1 protein-coding gene is annotated in these 22985 nt (G+C 70.7%); it reads right to left on the minus strand.

Annotated features, from left to right (window positions below):
• Positions 1-31: 31 nt before the first annotated feature.
• A complete protein-coding gene (locus OIE13_RS16660) occupies positions 32-22750 on the minus strand; it encodes an SDR family NAD(P)-dependent oxidoreductase (protein WP_326830209.1) in 22719 nt (7572 codons plus the stop codon).
• Positions 22751-22985: the final 235 nt, after the last annotated feature.

Here is a 22985-nt window from a genome sequence, read left to right on the forward strand (position 1 = left end):
GCCCTCCGAAGTGTTCCGAGGCGAGCCGGGATCACAGGTCTTTCAGGTAGCCCAGTTCGCTTTCGATGATGCCGAGGATGTCTTCGGCACTCGCTGATTCGAGCATGTCTACGACAGCGATTTCACTAGTTCCTGGGTCACTCTCGCTCACCTTCCCCAGCAGCTGCCGGAGCCGTGTCGCGATACCGTTCCGAGTGATTTCGTCGAGCGCGTCCTCGGAAAGTGCGGCCTCGAATCGGTCGAGGTCGGCCAGCAACGACGGCTTCGCGGCTGTGGGTTCCCCGGGAGCGATTTCCGCGAGGAGTTGTTCGGCAAGGACAGCGGGGGTGGGGTAGTCGAAGATGAGGGTGGCCGGCAGGCGCAGCCCGGTGGCGGCGTTGAGCCGGTTGCGCAGCTCGATCGCGGTCAGCGAGTCGAAGCCCAGCTCGCGGAATTCGCGCCGTACTTCCACCGCCGCGGAGTCGGAGTGTCCGAGGACGGCGGCGGCCTGGGTGCGAACAAGGTCGGACAGCATGCGGATCCGCTTGGGGTGGGCCAGGCCGGCCAGCTGCCGGGACAGTGCCTCGCCCGCGCCACCACCTCCGGCTGCCGACAGCGCGGCGGCCGTACGGCGGGTGCCGCGCACCAGCCCGCGGAACAGCGGCGGCACCTGCTCTTGCGGCAGTGCGGGCGGGTTCAGCTGGACCGGGATCACCAGCGGTGAGTCCGAGCCGAGGGCGGCGTCGAGCAGCGCCAGTCCCTGTTCGGTGGTGATCGGCGGCAGCCCGGCGGCGGCCATCCGCTGCACATCGGCCTGCGACATGTCCCCGGTCATCCCGGTGGCCTGCGCCCACAAACCCCAGGCCAGCGACAGCCCCGGCAGCCCCTGTGCCTGCCGCCGCGCCATCAGCGCGTCCAGCCAGGCGTTGGCCGCCGCGTAGTTGCCCTGACCGCCGCCGCCCATCAGCCCGGCCAGCGAGGAGAACACCACGAACCCGGCCAGATCCAGGCCCTGGGTCAGCTCGTGTAGATACCAGGCCGCGTCGACCTTCGGCCGCAGCACCGCGTCCAGCCGCTCCGGCGTCAGCGAGGTGATCGTGCCGTCGTCCAGCACACCCGCGGTGTGGATCACCGCGGTCAGCGGGTGCTCGGGATCGACCTGCGCCAGCAGCGCCGCCACCTGATCCCGGTCGGCCACATCACAGGCGGCGACCGTGACCTCGACCCCATGGGCGATCAGCTCGGCCCGCAACTCCACCGCACCCGGAGCCTCCAGGCCCCTGCGTCCGGCCAGCAGCAGATGCCGCGTCCCACGCTCGGCCACCAGATGCCGGGCCACCTCCGCACCCAGACCACCGGTGCCACCGGTGATCAGCACGGTGCCCTCCGGGTTCCAGACCCGGGGCATGGTCAGCACGATCTTGCCGGTGTGCCGGGCCTGACTCATGAACCGGAAGGCATCCCGGCCCCGGCGCACATCCCACGCCGTGAACGGCAACGGCCGCAACTCACCGGCCGCGAACAGCTCCATCAACTCGGCCAGGATCTGCCGCAACCGCTCAGGCTCGGCGTCCAGCACGTCGAACCAGTGATACACCAGCCCGGGGAACCGCTCCTGGTCACGGATGTCCAGCTTGCCCATCTCGACGAACCGGCCACCCGGACGCAGCAGCCGCGCCGAGGCGTCGATGAACTCCCCGGTCAGCGAGTTGAGCACCACGTCGATGCCCCGCTCACCACACACCGCGCGGAACCGCTCCTCGAACTCCAGGGTGCGCGACGAGGCGATGTGATCGTCCGGGATGCCCAGCGAACGCAGCACCTCCCACTTGGCCGGGCTGGCCGTGGCGAACACCTCCACCCCCAGCCGCTGGGCCAGCTGAATCGCCGCCATGCCCACACCGCCGGTGCCGGCGTGCACCAGCAGCCGCTCGCCCTCCCGCAGCCCGGCCAGGTCCATCAGCCCGTAGTAGGCCGTCAGGAACACCACCGGAATCGTCGCGGCCTGCTCGAACGAGACCCCGTCAGGAATCTTGGCCAGGGCTCGGGCGTGAGTGACCGTCACCGGGCCGAACGAGCCTTCGGCCAGACCGACCACCCGGTCGCCCGGACGCAGGTCGTCGACCTCGGGGCCGACCTCCAGCACCACCCCGGCGGCCTCACCACCCATCAGCCCGACCTTGTCCTGGAACCAGCCCAGCGCGTTCAACCCGTCCAGCAGATCCCGGAAGTTCACCCCCGCCGCACGCACCGCCACCCGCACCTGCCCCGCTCCCAACGGCTCGGCCACCTCCGGGAACGCGAGCAACTCCAGCGCCTCCAGACTGCCCTTGGCCCGGCTGCCCAACCGCCACGCCACCTCACCGGCCGGAGGCAGCAGACCCGCCCCCGACACCAGCGACGCCAACCTCGGCGCCCGCACCCCACCGTCACGCACCGCCACCTGCGGCTCACCCGAAGCCGGCAGACCGGCCAGAATCCCCGGCAATGCCGACAGCGAGGACTCCTGCCCGTCCACGTCGACCAGCACGAACCGGCCCGGATTCTCCGACTGCGCGCTACGCACCAACCCCCACACCCCGGCCGCACCCAGATCCGCCACCGACTCACCCTCACCCGCGGACACCGCACCCCGCGTCACCACCACCAGCCGCGAACCAGCACACCGCTCATCGGCCAGCCACCCCTGCAACAGACCCAGCACCCCGGCCGTCACCTCATGCGCCGAGACCACCGCATCCCCGGCCGACCCGGCCGCGACCTCGGCCAGCACCACCTCCGGCACCGGCCCCGCCTCGCCCAACACCGACAGATCCCGATGAACCATCACCGACTGCCCGGCCGCCCCCCACACCGCCGCAAACCCCAAGGCATCCGGCTCGAACCCCGAGAAACCGACCACCGCCACCGGCACCGGACCAGCCACCGGAACCTCGGAAAGCACGGTCCAATCCAGCCGGAACAGCCCATCCCGCTCCGCACCACGACCGCCGCCGACGGCGAGCTGGTCGGTCGCGATCGGCCGCAGCACCAGCGAACGCGCCGACAGCACCGGCTCCCCGGCGGGATCCACCGCGATCAGCGACACGGAATCGTCACCCGTCTTGGCCAGGCGCACCCGCAGAACCGACGCACCACCCGCGCGCAGGCTCACCTGCCCCCAAGAGAACGGCAACCGGCCCCCCTCCACCGGCTCCAGCCCGACGAACGGCACCGCGTGCAGCGCCGCGTCCAGCAACGCCGGATGCAGCCCGAACGAACCGGCGTCACCGACCTGCTCAGGCAGCGCGACCTCGGCGAACACCTCACCGTCGGCGCCGTACCAGGCGGCGCGCAGATTCCGGAAGACCGGGCCGTATCCGAACCCGCCCGCGGCCAGTTCCTCGTACAACCCGTCCAGCTTGATAGCGGTCGCGCCGGCCGGGGGCCACACTGCCGCGTCGAACGGCGCGGCGTCCGCAGAACCGATGGTGGGGGTGCCTGTCGCGAAGGTGCCGGTGGCGTGCCGTACCCACGGCACGTCGTTCGCGGCCTCGGCCGACCGGGCGTAAACGTTCACGCTCCGGTGGCCCGTCTCCTGTGCGGCGCCCACCCACACCTGCACCGCGACGGCGTCGGTCTCGCCCAGCACCAGCGGCGCGGTCAGGGTCAGCTCCTCCACCAGGTCGCAACCGGCCTGGTCACCCGCCCGGATCGCCAGCTCCAGGAACCCGGTACCCGGGAAGATCACCGTCCCGGCCACCGCGTGATCGGCCAGCCACGGATGCGACCGCACCGACAGGCGCCCGGTCAGCAGCACACCGTCGGAGTCGGCCAGGCCCACGGCGGCGCCCAGCAGCGGGTGGCCGGCTGTCGCCAGCCCGGCCGCAGCCACATTGCCCACGCGAGATGCCGGCCCCTTGGGCCAGAACCGCTGATGCTGGAAGGCATACGTCGGCAGGTCGACCCGGCGAGCGCCGGGGAGGACGGCCTGCCAATCCACTGCCACCCCGTGCACGTGCAGCTCGGCAAGCGCCGTCATGGACGCGATCCGCTCGTCGCGGTCCTTACGCAGCACCGGCACCAGCACAGCGTCCGACTCGTGCGCGTCCGCATCAGACTCGGCCGCGAGCGTGTCGGCGGCCATCGCGGTCAACACGCCGTCGGGGCCGAGCTCCAGATACGCCCGCACACCCTGCGCGTGCAGAGCACGGACGCCGTCGGCGAAGCGGACCGTGCCACGCACCTGATCCACCCAGTAGTCCGGCGAGCACAACTGCTCGGCCGTGGCCGCCTGCCCGGTCAGAGTGGACACGATCGGAACCCTCGGCGCGCCGTAGGTGAGCCTGCTCGCCAGCGTGCGGAAGTCCGCCAGCATCGGCTCCATCAACGGCGAATGGAACGCGTGCGACACCCGCAACCGCTTCGTCCTGACCCCCCGCCCCTCCAACGCCGCGGCGACCTCAAGGACCGGCTGCTCGGCCCCGGAGATCACCACCGAGACCGGGCCGTTCACCGCCGCGACCGACACCTCCTTCTCCCGCCCGGCCAACAGCTTGACGACCTGCTCCTCCGAGGCCTGCACCGCCACCATCGCCCCACCGGAGGGAAGTGCCTGCATCAACCGCGCCCGGCCCGCCACCAACGCACACGCATCACTCAGGGACAGCACCCCGGCCACGTGCGCCGCGGTGATCTCCCCGATCGAATGCCCCGCCAGCACATCCGGCCGCACCCCCCACGAGGACACCAGCCGGAACAACGCCGTCTCCACCGCGAACAGCGCCGGCTGCGCCCACCCGGTCCGATCCAGCAACCCCGCCTGCGCCTGGTCACTGCCCGGCTCGGCGAACAGCACCTCGCGCACCGACCCGTCAAGCAGCGGATCCAGCTTCGCGATCACCTCGTCCAACGCCGCCGCGAACACCGGGAACCGCGCATACAGCTCCCGGCCCATCCCCGCCCGCTGGCTCCCCTGACCGGTGAACAGGAACGCGAGCCGCGGCTCCGCCCCGGCCACCCCGCGCACCACACCCGCACCCGGACCGTCCTCGGCCAGCGCACCCAGCCCGGCCAGCACACCCTCACGGTCGGCGGCTACCACCACGGCCCGATGCTCGAACGCCGACCGCGTCGTGGCCAGCGAGAACGCCGCATCGGCCAGCCCCAGATCAGGCTCGCCGGCCATGTACGACGCCAGCCGCTCAGCCTGCGCCCGCAACGCCTGATCGGTCCGCCCCGACACCAGCACCGGCACCGGCACGTCCTGATCCGCTACAGGCGCCGGGCCCTCGGCCGCCACATCCGGAGTTTCCGCGTCCTGCTCCACTGGGCCCTGCTCGATGATCACGTGCGCGTTGGTGCCGCTGATCCCGAACGACGACACCGCCGCCCGGCGCGAACGACCGGTCTCCGGCCACTCCACCGGCTCGGTCAGCAACTTCACCGCACCAGAGGCCCAGTCCACGTGCGACGACGGCTCGTCCACATGCAACGTCCGGGGCAGCACCCCGTGCCGCATCGCCATGACCATCTTGATCACACCCGCCACACCGGCGGCGGCCTGCGTGTGACCGATGTTCGACTTCACCGAACCCAGCAGCAACGGCCGACCCTCCGGCCGCTCCTGACCGTACGTCGCCAGCAGGGCCTGCGCCTCGATCGGGTCACCCAGCGTCGTCCCGGTCCCGTGACCCTCCACCACGTCCACCTCGGCCGGAGACAACCCGGCACCGGCCAGCGCCTGGCGGATCATCCGCTGCTGGGACGGGCCGTTCGGCGCGGTCAAACCGTTCGACGCACCGTCCTGGTTGATCGCCGAGCTGCGCACGACCGCCAGCACCTGGTGGCCGTTGCGGCGCGCGTCCGACAACCGCTCCAGCACCAGCACGCCCACACCCTCGGACCAGCTCACCCCGTCGGCCGCATCCGAGTAGGACTTGCACCGGCCGTCGCCGGCCAGCCCGCCCTGGGCGCTGAAGTCGATGAACGCTCCCGGGGTTGCCATCACGGTCACACCACCGGCCAGCGCCAGCGAGCAGTCACCCCCGCGCAGCGCCTGCGCCGCAAGATGCGTCGCCACCAGCGACGACGAGCACGCGGTGTCCACGGTCACCGCCGGGCCCTCCAGCCCGAACAGGTAGGAGATCCGGCCGGACAGCACACTTCCGGCGGTGCCGGTCCCCATGAAGCTCATCACGTCCGGAGGGAACTCCAGACGACTCGATGTGTAGTCATGGTGCATCACCCCGGCGAACACGCCGGTACGACTGCCGCGCAGCGAGACCGGGTCCATCCCCGCCCGCTCGATCGCCTCCCACGACACCTCAAGCAGCAACCGCTGCTGCGGATCCATCGCCAGCGCCTCACGCGGCGAGATCCCGAAGAACCCCGGATCAAACTCCCCCGCCTCGTGCAGGAACCCCCCCTCACGCACATAACTGTTCCCCCGGCGCTCCCGATCCGGGTTGTACAACCCGTCGAGATCCCAACCGCGGGTCGTCGGGAACTCGCTGATCCCGTCTCCGCCCTCGGCCACCAGCCGCCACAGATCCTCGGCGGAACTCACCCCGCCCGGATAGCGGCACGCCATCCCCACGATCACGATCGGGTCGTCGGCCACCGGCGGCAGCACCGGCGGTGCCGTGTCCACGACATCCGCCTGCGCACCCATCAGCTCGTCAAGCAGGTGTTTGGCCAGCACGGTCGGCGTGGGGTAGTCGAACACCAGCGTGGCCGACAGGCGCAGCCCTGTCGCGGCATTCAGCCGGTTGCGCAACTCGATCGCGGTGAGGCTGTCGAACCCCAGCTCGCGGAACTCCCGCCGCACCTCCACCGTGTCCGGCGTGGCGTGCCCCAGTACCAGCGCCACCTCGATCCGCACCACATCCAGCAGGACCTCGAGGCGTTCTGCGGCACCCAGCGGAGCCAGTCGCTGCGGCAGTTTGCTCCGTACCTGCGGGGCGGCGGCCGTCGAGCGGCGTACGGCGGGAACCAGCCCGGTCAGCATCGGCGGCAGCTCCTCATGCGCCCGCAACGCCGACATGTTCAACCGGACCGCAGCCACTGCCGACTCACTGGACGCCACGGCCGCGTCGAACAACGCCATGCCCTGTGCGGGCGAGATCGGCAGCAGGCCGCTCATGCTCAGCCGCTGAACGTCCACCTGCGACAACCGGCTGGTCATCCCGACGTCCTGCGACCACGGGCCCCATGCCAGCGACAGCGCCGGCAATCCCGCGGCCCTCCGGTGCTGGACCAGCGCGTCCAGGAACGCGTTGGCCGCCGCGTAGTTGCCCTGCCCGGGCCCGCCGAACGTGCCCGCCACCGACGAGAACACAATGAACTCGGCCAGGTCCTCGTCACGGGTGAGCTCGTGCAGATTCCAGGCGGCATCCACCTTGGGACGCAACACTTCGCCCAAACGCTCGGGTGTCAGCGAGGCGATCGTCCCATCGTCCAGCACACCGGCGGTGTGGACCACCGCGGTCAGCGGATGCCCGGCGTCCACCTGCGCCAGCAGCGCCGCCACCGCGTCCCGGTCGGCCACGTCACACGCGACGATGCTCACCTGCGCGCCCTGCGCGGCCAGGTCCGTCCGCAGCTCCGCCGCACCGGGAGCATCCAGACCCCGGCGGCTCACCAGCAGCAGGTGCCGTACCTCATGCTCGGTCACCAGATGCCGAGCCAACTGCGCGCCCAGGCCGCCGGTCCCACCGGTGATCAACACCGTGCCCTCAGGGTTCCAGGCCCGTGCACCGTGCTCATCCGGTGACAGCCGGGCGAGGCGGGGAACCCGTGCTTCGTAATCGCGCACCGCCACCTGTTGTTCACCGCAGGCCAGCAGGACGGGCAGCGCCGACAGGGCCGTCTCCTGCTCCTCCACATCGGCCAGCAGGAAGCGGCCCGGATTTTCCGCCTCGGCGCTACGGACCAGTCCCCACACGGTGGCCGCAGCCGGATTCGACACAGCCTCGCCGGCACCGGTCGCGACCGCGCCCCGGGTGACGAACACCAGGCGCGAGTCGCTGAACCGCTCATCGGCCAGCCACTGCTGCAGCAGGCTCAGCACACGCGTGGTCAGCGCGTGCGCCGACTCCACCACGTCCGCGGAGTCAGCCACGTCGACCTCGACGGTCACCAGTTCAGGCGCCCTGCCGAACGGCAGCTCCAGCGAATCGAGGTCGCCGGTGAGCTCGGCCACCTCCAACCCGATCACGGCGTCCACCGGGGAGACCGTCATCGGCACGGCGATCCAATCCAACTGGAACAGCGCGTCCCGCTCCACCCCACGGTCTTGGGAAGCCGCCGCAAGCTGGTCGACCGAGACCGGACGCAGTACCAAGGAGCGCGCCGACAGCACCGGCGCCCCGGCGGCGTCCACCGCGGTCAGCGACACCGAATCGACGCCGATCGTGGCCAGCCGCACACGCAACGCCGACGCGCCTCCGGCCTGCAGGCTCACAGTGCTCCAGGAGAACGGCAACCTGCCGCCCCCCGCCGACTCCAGCCCGGTGAACGGCACCGAGTGCAGCGCAGAGTCGAGCAACGCTGGATGCATATTGAACAAACCGGCGTCAGCGACCTGCTCCGGCAGAGCGACCTCGGCGAACACCTCGCCACCCCCGCCCCGCCAGGCCGCTTTCAGACCCTGGAACACCGGCCCATAGCCGAGCCCGCCCTCGGCAAGCCGGTCGTACAGCCCGTCCAGCTCGATCGCGGTCGCGCCCTGCGGCGGCCACACCGTGGCGTCGAACCCGGCGACCGGGCCACCGGCCTCGGTGGCAGGGCCGGTGGTCATCAGCATGCCGGTGGCGTGCCGTATCCACGGTGTGTGATCCTCAGCCTCGGCCGGGCGGGCGTAGATGTTGAGCAGGCGCCTGCCTGACTCGTCCCGGGCACCCACCGACACCTGCACCGCGACAGCGTCATCCGCACCCAGCACCAGCGGCGCGGCCAGCGTCAGCTCCTCGACCAGGTCGCAGCCGACCTGGTCACCGGCCCGGATCGCCAGCTCCAGGAACCCGGTGCCGGGGAACACCACCATCCCGCCCACGACATGGTCGGCCAGCCACGGATGCGACCGCACGGACAACCGGCCGGTCAGCAGCACACCGTCGGAGTCGGCCAGGTTAACGGAAGCGCTCAGCAGCGGATGCTCCGCCGCGGCCAAGCCCAGAGTGCGGGCATCCCCGATCCGCTTGCCGGCCGGCCAGAACAGCTGACGCTGGAAGGCGTAGGTCGGCAGCTCCACCCGCCGCCCACCCGGCAACACCGCACGCCAGTCGAGCGCTACCCCGTGCACATGCAACTCGGCCAGCGCCGCCATGACCGCCGCCTGCTCATCACGGCCCCTGCGCAGCACCGGCACCAGCACCGCATCCGCCCCCGAGACCGCATCCGCAATGAGCTGATCCGAGTCGACGGCGAGGGTGTCGGCCGCCATCGCGGTCAGCACACCGTCCGGCCCCAGCTCCAGATACGCCCGCACACCCTGCGCGTGCAGCGTCCGGACGCCGTCGGCGAAGCGGACCGTGCCACGCACCTGATCCACCCAGTAGTCCGGCGAGCACAGCTGCTCGGCCGTGGCCGCCTGCCCGGTCAGGGTGGACACGATCGGAACCCTCGGCGCGCCGTAGGTGAGCCTGCTCGCCAGCGTGCGGAAGTCCGCCAGCATCGGCTCCATCAACGGCGAATGGAACGCGTGCGACACCCGCAACCGCTTCGTCCTGACCCCCCGCCCCTCCAACGCCGCGGCGACCTCAAGGACCGGCTGCTCGGCCCCGGAGATCACCACCGAGACCGGGCCGTTCACCGCCGCGACCGACACCTCCTTCTCCCGCCCGGCCAACAGCTTGACGACCTGCTCCTCCGAGGCCTGCACCGCCACCATCGCCCCACCGGAGGGGAGCGCCTGCATCAACCGCGCCCGGCCCGCCACCAACGCACACGCATCACTCAGGGACAGCACCCCGGCCACGTGCGCCGCGGTGATCTCCCCGATCGAATGACCGGCCAGCACATCCGGCCGCACCCCCCACGAGGACACCAGCCGGAACAACGCCGTCTCCACCGCGAACAGCGCCGGCTGCGCCCACCCCGTCTGATCCAGCAACCCCGCCTCCGCCTGCGCACTGCCCGGCTCGGCGAACAGCACCTCGCGCACCGACCCGTCCAGCAGCGGATCCAGCTTCGCGATCACCTCGTCCAACGCCGCCGCGAACACCGGGAACCGCGCATACAGCTCCCGGCCCATCCCCGCCCGCTGGCTCCCCTGACCGGTGAACAGGAACGCGAGCCGCGGCTCCGCCCCGGCCACCCCGCGCACCACACCCGCACCCGGACCGTCCTCGGCCAGCGCACCCAGCCCGGCCAGCACACCCTCACGGTCGGCGGCTACCACCACGGCCCGATGCTCGAACGCCGACCGCGTCGTGGCCAGCGAGAACGCCGCATCGGCCAGCCCCAGACCAGGCTCACCGTCCAGGAACGACGCCAGCCGCCCGGCCTGCGCCCGCAACGCCTCCACCGACCGGCCCGACACCAGCACCGGCACCACACCGGCAACCGGTGCGTGGTCCTGCGGAGCGTCCTCGTCCGCGGCTTCCGGAGATTCCACCGCTTGTTCGATGATCACGTGGGCGTTGGTGCCACTGATCCCGAACGACGACACCCCCGCCCGCCACGGCCGATCCACCCGCGGCCACTCCACCTGCTCGGTCAGCAACTCCACCGCACCCGAGGCCCAGTCCACATGCGACGACGGCGCATCCACATGCAACGTCCTGGGCAACACCCCATGCCGCATCGCCATGACCATCTTGATCACACCGGCGACACCCGCCGCCGCCTGGGTGTGACCGATGTTCGACTTGATCGACCCCAGCAGCAACGGCCGACCCTCCGGCCGCCCCTGACCGTACGTCGCCAGCAACGCCTGCGCCTCGATCGGGTCACCCAGCGTCGTCCCCGTCCCATGCGCCTCCACCACATCCACCTCGGACGGGTTCAAACCCGCACCGGCCAAAGCCTGACGAATCACCCGCTGCTGCGACGGACCATTCGGCGCGGTCAACCCATTCGACGCCCCATCCTGATTGATCGCCGACCCACGCAGAACCGCGAGTACCCGGTGGCCACTGCGCCGAGCGTCCGACAACCGCTCCAGCACCACCACACCGATACCCTCGGCCCAACTCGTACCGTCCGCCGCCTCGGCGAACGCCTTACACCGCGCATCAGGAGCCAGCCCACCCTGCTGACTGAAATCGATGAACGCCCCCGGCGACGCCATCACCGTCACACCACCGGCCAACGCCAGACTGCACTCACCCGAACGCAGCGCCTGCGCCGCCAGATGCATCGCCACCAGCGACGACGAACACGCCGTGTCCACCGTCATCGCCGGACCCTCCAAGCCCAGCGCGTAGGAGACCCGACCCGACAACACACTCCCCGCATTACCGGTGCCGAAGAAACTCATCACATCCGGCGGGAACTCCACACTCGACGCATAGTCGTGATACGACACCCCGGCGAACACGCCGGTACGACTGCCGCGCAGCGAAACCGGATCCATCCCCGCCCGCTCGATCGCCTCCCACGTGGCCTCCAGCAGCAACCGCTGCTGCGGATCCATCGCCAGCGCCTCACGCGGCGAGATCCCGAAGAACCCCGGATCGAACTCCCCCGCCTCGTGCAGGAACCCCCCCTCACGCACATAACTGTTCCCCCGGCGCTCCCGATCCGGGTTGTACAACCCGTCGAGATCCCAACCGCGGGTCGTCGGGAACTCGCTGATCCCGTCTCCGCCCTCGGCCACCAGCCGCCACAAATCCTCGGCCGAACCCACCCCGCCCGGATAGCGGCACGCCATCCCCACGATCACGATCGGGTCGTCCGCCACAGGCACAACGGACGTGGGGATGATCACGTCGGCCTGCCGGCCGAGCAGCTCGCCCAGCAGGAACTCCGCCAGCACCACCGGCGTCGGATAGTCGAACACCAACGTCGACGGCAACCGCAACCCCGTCACACCGTTCAACCGGTTGCGCAACTCCACCGCGGTCAGCGAGTCAAACCCCAGCTCGCGAAACTCCCGCCGCACCTCCACCAGCTGCGGCGAAGCATGCCCCAACACCGTGGCCACCTCACCCCGAACCAACTCCACCACAAACCGCATCCGATCGGCCTGCCCCAGACCGGCCAACCGCCCCACCAACACCCCATCACCCACCGACGACACCGACACCGCCGACCGGCGAACCCCACGCACCAGCCCGCGCAGCAGATGCGGCACCTCACCACTCCCCCGCACCGCCGACACGTCAAACCGCGCCGCCACAACCACCGCAGCACCCACCACACCCGCCGCCTCGAACAACGCCAAACCCTGCTCAGGCGACAACGGCATCATCCCCGCCCGCGCCATCCGCCGCATATCCGCCTGGCTCAGCGCCCCGGTCATCCCGGCATCCTGCGCCCAGGCACCCCACGCCAGCGACAACCCCGCCAGCCCCTGCGCCCGCCGCACCTGCGCCAACACGTCCAAGAACGCGTTCGCCGCCGCGTAGTTACCCTGACCCGCCCCACCGAACGTCCCCGCCACCGACGAGAACACCACGAACGCCGCCAGGTCCAGACCCGCGCTGAGCTCGTGCAGATGCCAGGCCGCATCCACCTTCGGCCGCAACACCACATCCAGCCGCTCCGCCGACAACGACGGAATCGTCCCGTCGTCCAGCACACCCGCGGTGTGAATCACCGCGGTCAACGGATGATCGGCCGGGACCTGCGCCAGCAGCGCCGCCACCTGATCCCGATCGGCCACATCACACGCCGCGATCTCCACCTCGACCCCGTGCGCGATCAGCTCCGCCTGCAACGCCACCGCCCCCGGCGCATCCGCTCCCCGCCGGCTGACCAGCAGCAGACGCCGCACCCCACGCTCGGCCACCACATGCCGCGCGAACAACCCGCCCAGACCACCGGTACCACCAGTGATCAACACCGTGCCCTCGGGATCCCACGAGCGGGCACCGTCCTCGTCCAGGTCATCGCCGACACCCGAACCCGGCGTCACCCGCGCCAGGCGCGGCACCCACATCTCACCCCCGCGCACCGCCACCTGCGGCTCACCCGACGCCAGCACCCCGGCCAACATCCCCGGCAGCGCCGACAGTGAAGACTCCCGCCCGCCCACGTCCACCAGCACGAACCGGCCCGGGTTCTCCAGCTGCGCACTGCGCACCAGACCCCACACCCCGGCGGCCGGCAGATCGGTGACCGCGTCCCCTTCCCGCGCCTCAATCGCACCACTGGTGAGAACCACCAAGCGGGAGTCGACGAACCGGTCATCGGCCAGCCATCGCTGCACCACATCCAGCACCCGGGCGGCCAGCTCATGCGCCGACTCCACCACTCCGCACGCCGGGTCCGAGATCGCCTCGGCCACTATCACGCCGGGTACCGGATCCGCCAGGACCGACAGATCCGCGTGAACCTGAGCCGGCTGACCGACCGTCTCCCAGGCGGCGGCGACCCCTAGGAGGTCGAGACCGAGCACCGCCACCGGCACCGCATCGGCCGTCGAAAGCTCCGTCAGCGGCGACCACTCCACCTCGAACAGCGGGTCCCGCCCCGCCCCGCGACCGCCGGAGGCGACCGCGAGCTGATCGGCGGAGACCGGCCGCAGCACCAGCGAACGTGCCGACAGCACCGGCTCCCCGGTGGCGTCCACCGCGCTCACCGAAACCGAATCGTCGCCCGTCTTGGCCAGCCGCACCCGCAGCACCGACGCACCACCCGCGTGCAGGCAGACTCCACCCCAGGAGAACGGCAACCGCCCGCCCTCGGCACCGTCCAGCCCGGCGAACGAAACCGCATGCAACGCCGCATCCAACAGCGCCGGATGCAACCCGAACGAACCCGCGCTCGACGCGGCCTGCTCAGGCAGAGCGACCTCGGCGAACACCGCGCCGTCAGCACCCCGCCAGGCAGCCCGCAGCCCCTGGAACACCGGCCCATAGCTCAGCCCGTCCCCGGCAAGCCACTCGTACAACCCGTCCAGCTCGATCGCGATCGCGCCCTGCGGCGGCCACACCGCGGTGTCGAACTCCACACTCCGGCCACCGGCCCCCGCGTACCGGCCATCCACCGCCAAAATCCCCGCGGCGTGCTCCACCCACGGCTCATCCTCAGCCGCCTCCGCCGGCCGCGCGTAGATGTTCACACCACGACGACCCGACTCCGCGGCGGCAGCCACCCACACCTGCACCGCCAACGCGTCCCGCTCACCCAGCACCAACGGCGCGGCCAGCGTCAGCTCCTCCACCACATCACAGCCGACCTGATCACCCGCCCGGATCGCCAACTCCAGGAACGCCGTACCCGGCACCACCACCGAACCCATCACCGCGTAATCGGCCAGCCACGGATGCGACCGCAGCGACAACCGGCCGGTCAGCAACACCCCATCGGAACCGGCCAGCCCCACCGCCGCGCCCAGCAACGGATGCCCCGCAGCCGCCAGGCCCGCCGCCGCCACATTCCTCGCACGATCACCGGCGCCCTGGGGCCAGTACCACTGGTGTTGGAAGGCGTAGGTCGGCAGCTCCACCAGCCGCCCACCCGGCAACACCGCACGCCAGTCGAGCGCTACCCCGTGCACATGCAACTCGGCCAGCGCCGCCATGACCGCCGCCTGCTCATCACGGCCCCTGCGCAGCACCGGCACCAGCACCGCATCTGGATCCGCGTACGCATCCGCCCCAAGCGAACGAGCGTCCGAACCCCGCGAGTCCGAGTCGGCGAGCGCGGTGAGGGTGTCGGCGGCCATCGCGGTCAGCACACCGTCCGGCCCCAGCTCCAGATACGCCCGCACACCCTGCGCGTGCAGCGTCCGGACGCCGTCGGCGAAGCGGACCGCGCCACGCACCTGATCCACCCAGTAGTCCGGCGAGCACAACTGCTCCGCCGTGGCCACCTCGCCGGTCACGTTCGACACCACCGCGATACGCGGCGCACTGTAGGTCAACCCGCCCGCCAGGGCACGGAAGTCCGCCAGCATCGGCTCCATCAACGGCGAATGGAACGCGTGCGACACCCGCAACCGCTTCGTCCTGATGCCCCGCTTCTCCAGGGCGGCGGCCACCTCCAGCACCGCCTCCTCCACCCCGGAGATCACCACCGAGGCCGGGCCGTTCACCGCCGCGACCGACACCTCCTTCTCCCGCCCGGCCAACAGCTCGGCGACCTCCTCCTCCGAGGCCTGCACCGCCACCATCGCCCCACCCGCGGGGAGCGCCTGCATCAACCGCGCCCGGCCCGCCACCAACGCACACGCATCGGCCAGCGACAACACCCCGGCCACGTGCGCCGCGGTGATCTCCCCGATCGAATGCCCGGCCAGCACATCCGGCCGCACCCCCCACGAGGACACCAGCCGGAACAACGCCGTCTCCACCGCGAACAGCGCCGGCTGCGCCCACCCCGTCCGATCCAGCAACCCCGCCTCGACCGACCCCGGCTCGGCGAACAGCACCTCACGCACCGACCCGTCCAGCAGCGGATCCAGCTTCGCGATCACCTCGTCCAACGCCGCCGCGAACACCGGGAACCGCGCATACAGCTCCCGGCCCATCCCCGCCCGCTGGCTCCCCTGACCGGTGAACAGGAACGCGAGCCGCGGCTCCGCCCCGGCCACCCCGCGCACCACACCCGCACCCGGACCGTCCTCGGCCAGCGCACCCAGCCCGGCCAGCACCCCGTCACGGCCATCGGCCAGCACCACCGCCCGATGCTCAAACGCCGACCGCGTCGTGGCCAGCGAGAACGCCACATCGGCCAGCCCCAGACCAGGCTCACCGTCCAGGAACGACGCCAGCCGCCCGGCCTGCGCCCGCAACGCCTCCACCGACCGGCCCGACACCAGCACCGGCACCACACCCTGCTCGGCTTCGCTCTGCGGACTCTCCGGTCCCCGTGGCGCCTCCTCGGTTTCGGCCTCCGGTCCTTGTTCGATGATTACGTGGGCGTTGGTGCCACTGATCCCGAACGACGACACCCCCGCCCGCCACGGCCGATCCACCCGAGGCCACGACCTGGCCTCGGTCAACAACTCCACCGCACCCGAGGCCCAATCCACATGCGACGACGGCGCATCCACATGCAACGTCCTGGGCAACACCCCATGCCGCATCGCCATGACCATCTTGATCACACCGGCGACGCCCGCCGCCGCCTGCGTGTGACCGATGTTCGACTTGATCGACCCCAGCAGCAACGGCCGACCCTCCGGCCGACCCTGACCGTACGTCGCCAGCAACGCCTGCGCCTCGATCGGGTCACCCAGCGTCGTCCCCGTCCCATGCGCCTCCACCACATCCACCTCGGACGGGTTCAAACCCGCACCGGCCAGAGCCTGACGAATCACCCGCTGCTGCGACGGACCATTCGGCGCGGTCAGACCATTCGACGCCCCATCCTGATTAATCGCCGACCCACGCAGAACCGCGAGTACCCGGTGGCCACTGCGCCGAGCGTCCGACAACCGCTCCAGCACCACCACACCGATACCCTCGGCCCAACTCGTACCGTCCGCCGCCTCGGCGAACGCCTTACACCGCGCATCAGGAGCCAGCCCACCCTGCTGACTGAAATCGATGAACGCCCCCGGCGACGCCATCACCGTCACACCACCGGCCAACGCCAGACTGCACTCACCCGAACGCAGCGCCTGCGCCGCCAGATGCATCGCCACCAGCGACGACGAACACGCCGTGTCCACCGTCATCGCCGGACCCTCCAAGCCCAGCGCGTAGGAGACCCGACCCGACAACACACTCCCCGCATTACCGGTGCCGAAGAAACTCATCACATCCGGCGGGAACTCCACACTCGACGCATAGTCGTGATACGACACCCCGGCGAACACGCCGGTACGACTGCCGCGCAGCGAAACCGGATCCATCCCCGCCCGCTCGATCGCCTCCCACGTGGCCTCCAACAGCAACCGCTGCTGCGGATCCATCGCCAGCGCCTCACGCGGCGAGATCCCGAAGAACCCCGGATCAAACTCCCCCGCCTCGTGCAGGAACCCCCCCTCACGCACATAACTGTTCCCCCGGCGCTCCCGATCCGGGTTGTACAACCCGTCGAGATCCCAACCGCGGGTCGTCGGGAACTCGCTGATCCCGTCTCCGCCCTCGGCCACCAGCCGCCACAAATCCTCGGCCGAACCCACCCCGCCCGGATAGCGGCACGCCATCCCCACGATCACGATCGGGTCGTCCGCCACAGGCACAACGGACGTGGGGATGATCACGTCGGCCTGCCGGCCGAGCAGCTCGCCCAGCAGGAACTCCGCCAGCACCACCGGCGTCGGATAGTCGAACACCAACGTCGACGGCAACCGCAACCCCGTCACACCGTTCAACCGGTTGCGCAACTCCACCGCGGTCAGCGAGTCAAACCCCAGCTCGCGAAACTCCCGCCGCACCTCCACCAGCTGCGGCGAAGCATGCCCCAACACCGTGGCCACCTCACCCCGAACCAACTCCACCACAAACCGCATCCGATCGGCCTGCCCCAGACCGGCCAACCGCCCCACCAACACCCCATCACCCACCGACGACACCGACACCGCCGACCGGCGAACCCCACGCACCAGCCCGCGCAGCAGATGCGGCACCTCACCACTCCCCCGCACCGCCGACACGTCAAACCGCGCCGCCACAACCACCGCAGCACCCACCACACCCGCCGCCTCGAACAACGCCAAACCCTGCTCAGGCGACAACGGCATCATCCCCGCCCGCGCCATCCGCCGCATATCCGCCTGGCTCAGCGCCCCGGTCATCCCGGCATCCTGCGCCCAGGCACCCCACGCCAGCGACAACCCCGCCAGCCCCTGCGCCCGCCGCACCTGCGCCAACACGTCCAAGAACGCGTTCGCCGCCGCGTAGTTACCCTGACCCGCCCCACCGAACGTCCCCGCCACCGACGAGAACACCACGAACGCCGCCAGGTCCAGACCCGCGCTGAGCTCGTGCAGATGCCAGGCCGCATCCACCTTCGGCCGCAACACCACATCCAGCCGCTCCGCCGACAACGACGGAATCGTCCCGTCGTCCAGCACACCCGCGGTGTGAATCACCGCGGTCAACGGATGATCGGCCGGGACCTGCGCCAGCAGCGCCGCCACCTGATCCCGATCGGCCACATCACACGCCGCGATCTCCACCTCGACCCCGTGCGCGATCAGCTCCGCCTGCAACGCCACCGCCCCCGGCGCATCCGCTCCCCGCCGGCTGACCAGCAGCAGACGCCGCACCCCACGCTCGGCCACCACATGCCGCGCGAACAACCCGCCCAGACCACCGGTACCACCAGTGATCAACACCGTGCCCTCGGGATCCCACGAGCGGGCACCGTCCTCGTCCAGGTCATCGCCGACACCCGAACCCGGCGTCACCCGCGCCAGGCGCGGCACCCACATCTCACCGCCGCGCACCGCCACCTGCGGCTCACCCGACGCCAGAACCGCGGACAGCCCGTCGGACAAAGTCGCGAGCGAAGACCCCTGATCATCCACGTCGACCAGCACAAACCGGCCCGGATTCTCCGACTGAGCACTGCGGACAAGCCCTCGTACCGCCGCCACGACCGGGTCCGGCGCCGCTGCACCGTCCGCACTGACACCGGCCACAACCCCGCGCCGGGTGACGAACACCAGGCGCGAATCGGCGAACCGGTCATCTGCCAGCCATCCCTGCAGCAAGCCCAGAACATGCGAGGTCAACTCGTGCACCGACTCCACGACCCCGCTGTCTCGGCCAGAGACCACTTCCGCCACCACCACACCCGGCACCGGACCCGCCTCCACCAGCGACAGCAGATCCGCATAAACCGGCGCCGAATCCCCGCCCGAACCCCCAGCCGCCTGCAGCGTCCCAGCGACACCCAACGTGTCCAGGCCGAGCACCGCCACCGGGAGCGGATCGGCGGTCGGGAGATCTGTCAGCGGCGTCCACTCCAAGCCGAACAGCGCGTCCCGCTCCACCCCTCGGCCGCTTCCCGCAGCGGCGAACAGCTCGGCTGCGACCGGCCGCAGCACCAGTGAACGTGCCGACAGCACCGGCTCCCCAGCCGCGTCCACCGCCGTCACCGAGACCGCATCAGCGTCGGTCCTGGCCAGCCGCACCCGCAGCACCGACGCACCACTCGCGTGCAGGCAGACTCCACCCCAGGAGAACGGCAACCGCCCGCCCTCGGCACCGTCCAGCCCGGCGAACGACACCGCGTGCAACGCCGCATCCAACAGCGCCGGATGCAACCCGAACGAACCCGCGCTCGACGCGGCCTGCTCAGGCAGAACGACCTCGGCGAACACCGCGCCGTCAGCACCCCGCCAGGCAGCCCGCAGCCCCTGGAACACCGGCCCGTAGTGGAACCCGCCCGCGGCGAACCGGTCGTACAACCCGTCCAGCTCAATGACGGAAGCCCCCTGCGGCGGCCACACCACCGTCTCGAACCGCTCAGCGACGCGGCCTCCGGCCGTCAGCACACCGGTCGCGTGCTCAACCCATGGCTCCTCATCGGCGGCCTCGGTCGTCCGGGCATAGATGCTCACACCACGACGGCCCGACCCGTCCGCCGCCCCCACCCACACCTGCACCGCGACCGCATCCCGCTCACCCAGCACCAGCGGCGTGGTCAAGGTCAGCTCCTCGACCACATCACATCCGGCCTGATCACCCGCCCGCACCGCCAGCTCCACGAACGCCGAACCCGGCACCAGTACCGAACCCATCACCACGTAATCGGCCAGCCACGGATGCGACCACAGCGACAACCGGCCGGTCAGCAACACCCCATCGGAGCCGGCCAGCCCGACCGCGGCCCCCAGCAACGGATGGCCCGTAGCCGCCAACCCGGCAGCCGCCACATTCCCCACCCGCGAACCCGCACCATCAGGCCAGAAACGCTGACGCTGGAACGCATAGGTCGGCAACTCCACCCGGCGCCCACCCGCAAGCACCGACTCCCAATGCACCACCACCCCGCACACATGCAGCTGAGCCAACGCCGACATGACCGACCACTGCTCGTCCCGGTCCCTGCGCAGCACCGGCACCACCACCGCGTCAGACCCCGCCACCAGGTCCGCGACGGGCTGCTCCTCGGCGGCAAGGGTGTCCTGAGCCATGGCGGTCAGCACCCCGTCGGGGCCGAGCTCGAAGTACGCCCGCACGCCCTGGCCGTGCAGCGTGCGGATGCCGTCGGCGAAGCGTACGGCCTGGCGAACCTGCTCCACCCAGTAATCCGGCGAGCACAACTGCTCCGCCGTGGCCGGCCCACCGGTCACCGTGGACACGATCGCAACGCGCGGCGCGTTGTAGGTCAACGTCCGAGCCACAGCGCGGAAGTCCGCCAGCATCGGCTCCATCAACGGCGAATGGAACGCATGCGACACCCGCAACCGCCGGGTCCTGATCCCCCGCTCCTCCAGCACCGCGACGATACCGAGAACCGGCTCCTCCACCCCGGAGATCACCACCGAGGACGGGCCGTTCACCGCCGCGATCGACACCTCACCCTCACGGCCCTCCAGCAGAGCGGCGACCTCCTCCTCCGAGGCCTGCGCCGCCACCATCGCCCCACCCGCGGGCAACGCCTGCATCAACCGGCCCCGAGCGGCCACCAACGCGCACGCATCGGCAAGCGACAACACCCCCGCCACATGCGCCGCCGCCAACTCCCCCACCGAATGCCCCGCCAGCACATCCGGCTTGACACCCCACGAGGACACCAGGCGGAACAACGCCACCTCAAGCGCGAACAGCGCCGACTGCGCCCACCCCGTCTGGTCCAGCAACCCCGCCTCAGCCGTACCCGGCTCGGCGAACAGCACCTCACGCACCGAACAGCCCACCCGCTCGGCCGACTCGCCACCCGGCCGCCCGGCCGGCTCCCCGTCCAACTGCTCCAGCACCGCGTCCAACGCCTCGGCGAACACCGGGAACCGCTCATACAGCTCCCGGCCCATCCCCGCCCGCTGGCTTCCCTGACCGGTGAACAGGAATGCGATCTTGTCTCGCCGCCCGCTCTGCCCCAGCAGGGCGCCCGCACCCGACCGGCCCTCGGCCACGGCCCGCAGCCCGGCCACGACATCCTCGCGAGCACCGGCCAGCACCGCCGCCCGGTGCTCGAAGACCGATCGCGTCGTGACAAGGGAGAAGGCCATGTCGGCCAGATCCAGATCAGGTTCGGCGTCCAGGTATGACACCAGCCGCTCGGCCTGCGCCCGCAGCGCCTCCGCCGTACGACCCGAAATCAGCATCGGGGGCACACCTGCGGTCGCCGCCGGGCCCTGGTCCTCCGCCCTCGCCTCGACTGGTGTGTTCTCCGGTGCCTGCTCGATGATCACGTGGGCGTTGGTGCCGCTGAGCCCGAACGACGACACCCCGGCCCGCCACGGCCGATCCACCCGAGGCCAGGCCCTGGCCTCGGTCAGCAGCTCCACCGCACCCGAGGCCCAGTCCACATGCGACGACGGCGCATCCACATGCAACGTCTTGGGCAACACCTCATGCCGCATCGCCATGACCATCTTGATCACACCCGCCACACCGGCGGCCGCCTGGGTGTGACCGATGTTCGACTTCACCGACCCCAGCAGCAACGGCCGATCCTCCGGCCGATCCTGCCCATAGGTCGCCAGCAACGCCTGCGCCTCGATCGGGTCACCCAGCGTCGTACCGGTGCCGTGCCCCTCGACCACGTCCACATCAGCGGGGTTCAGCCCGGCGCTGCCCAGCGCCTGGCGAATCACTCGCTGCTGCGACGGACCATTCGGCGCGGTGAAGCCATTCGACGCGCCGTCCTGGTTCACCGCCGACCCGCGCAGAACCGCGAGTACCTGATGGCCGTTGCGCTGAGCGTCCGACAACCTCTCCAGCACCAGCATGCCCACGCCCTCGGCCCACCCCGTGCCGTCCGCCGCGTCGGCGAACGCCTTGCACCGGCCGTCAGCCGCCAGCCCACCCTGCCGGGTGAACTCCACGAACGCGCCAGGGGTGCTCATCACGGTCACCCCACCCGCCAGCGCCAGCGAGCAGTCGCCGCTGCGCAGCGCCTGCGTCGCCAGGTGCAACGCCACCAGGGATGACGAGCACGCGGTGTCCACCGTCACCGCCGGACCCTCCAGGCCCAGCGTGTACGAAAGCCGACCGGAGGCCGCGCCCGCGCCCATCCCGGTCCCGACGTTGCCCTCGAGATCGGCCAGCGAGTTCACCATCAGGTAGGAGTAGTCCTGACCGCTCATCCCGACGAAGACCCCGGTACGGCTGCCGCGCAGCCGGGCGGCGTCGATCCCGGCCCGCTCGACGGCCTCCCACGACACCTCCAGCAGCAGCCGCTGCTGCGGATCCATCGCCAGCGCCTCACGCGGCGAGATCCCGAAGAACCCAGGGTCGAAGTCCGCGACGTCGCGGATGAAGGCTCCCTTGTCGGTGTCGCTTCGAGGCCGGCCGTCCGAATCATGACCCGACAGCATGTCGAGATCCCAGTCGCGATCGGACGGGAAGCCCGAGATGGCGTCACCACCTTCGACGATCAGCCGCCACAGATCCTCAGGGGAGGACACCCCGCCGGGGAACCGGCAGCTCATCGCCACGATGGCGATCGGCTCGGTTGTGACCGCGACCAGCTTCTGGTACTGACGCCGTAGCCGTTCGGCCTCCTTCATGGAGGTCCGGAGCGCCTGTACGACCTTCTCACTGGGCGTATCCATCACAGCCTCCGTACATCGGGCGGGGTCGGGAAACGTACGGCCGACGTCACCGGTACCAGGACACCCACCGCCGCCGCGTCGATCGCGTCAGTCACCACATCCCTCTCCGCGCACACCGGCACCCGGTGCTCTCGCCTGGTGGGGCGTCCCCGCCAGGAAGGGGAGGCCGTAGCACGGGTCTCCGCATGGTTGAAGAGGATGACTGACGGTATGCACGACGAGGCTCCCGTTAAGA

Source organism: Streptosporangium sp. NBC_01810 (genome assembly GCF_035917355.1).
GTDB lineage: Bacteria > Actinomycetota > Actinomycetes > Streptosporangiales > Streptosporangiaceae > Streptosporangium.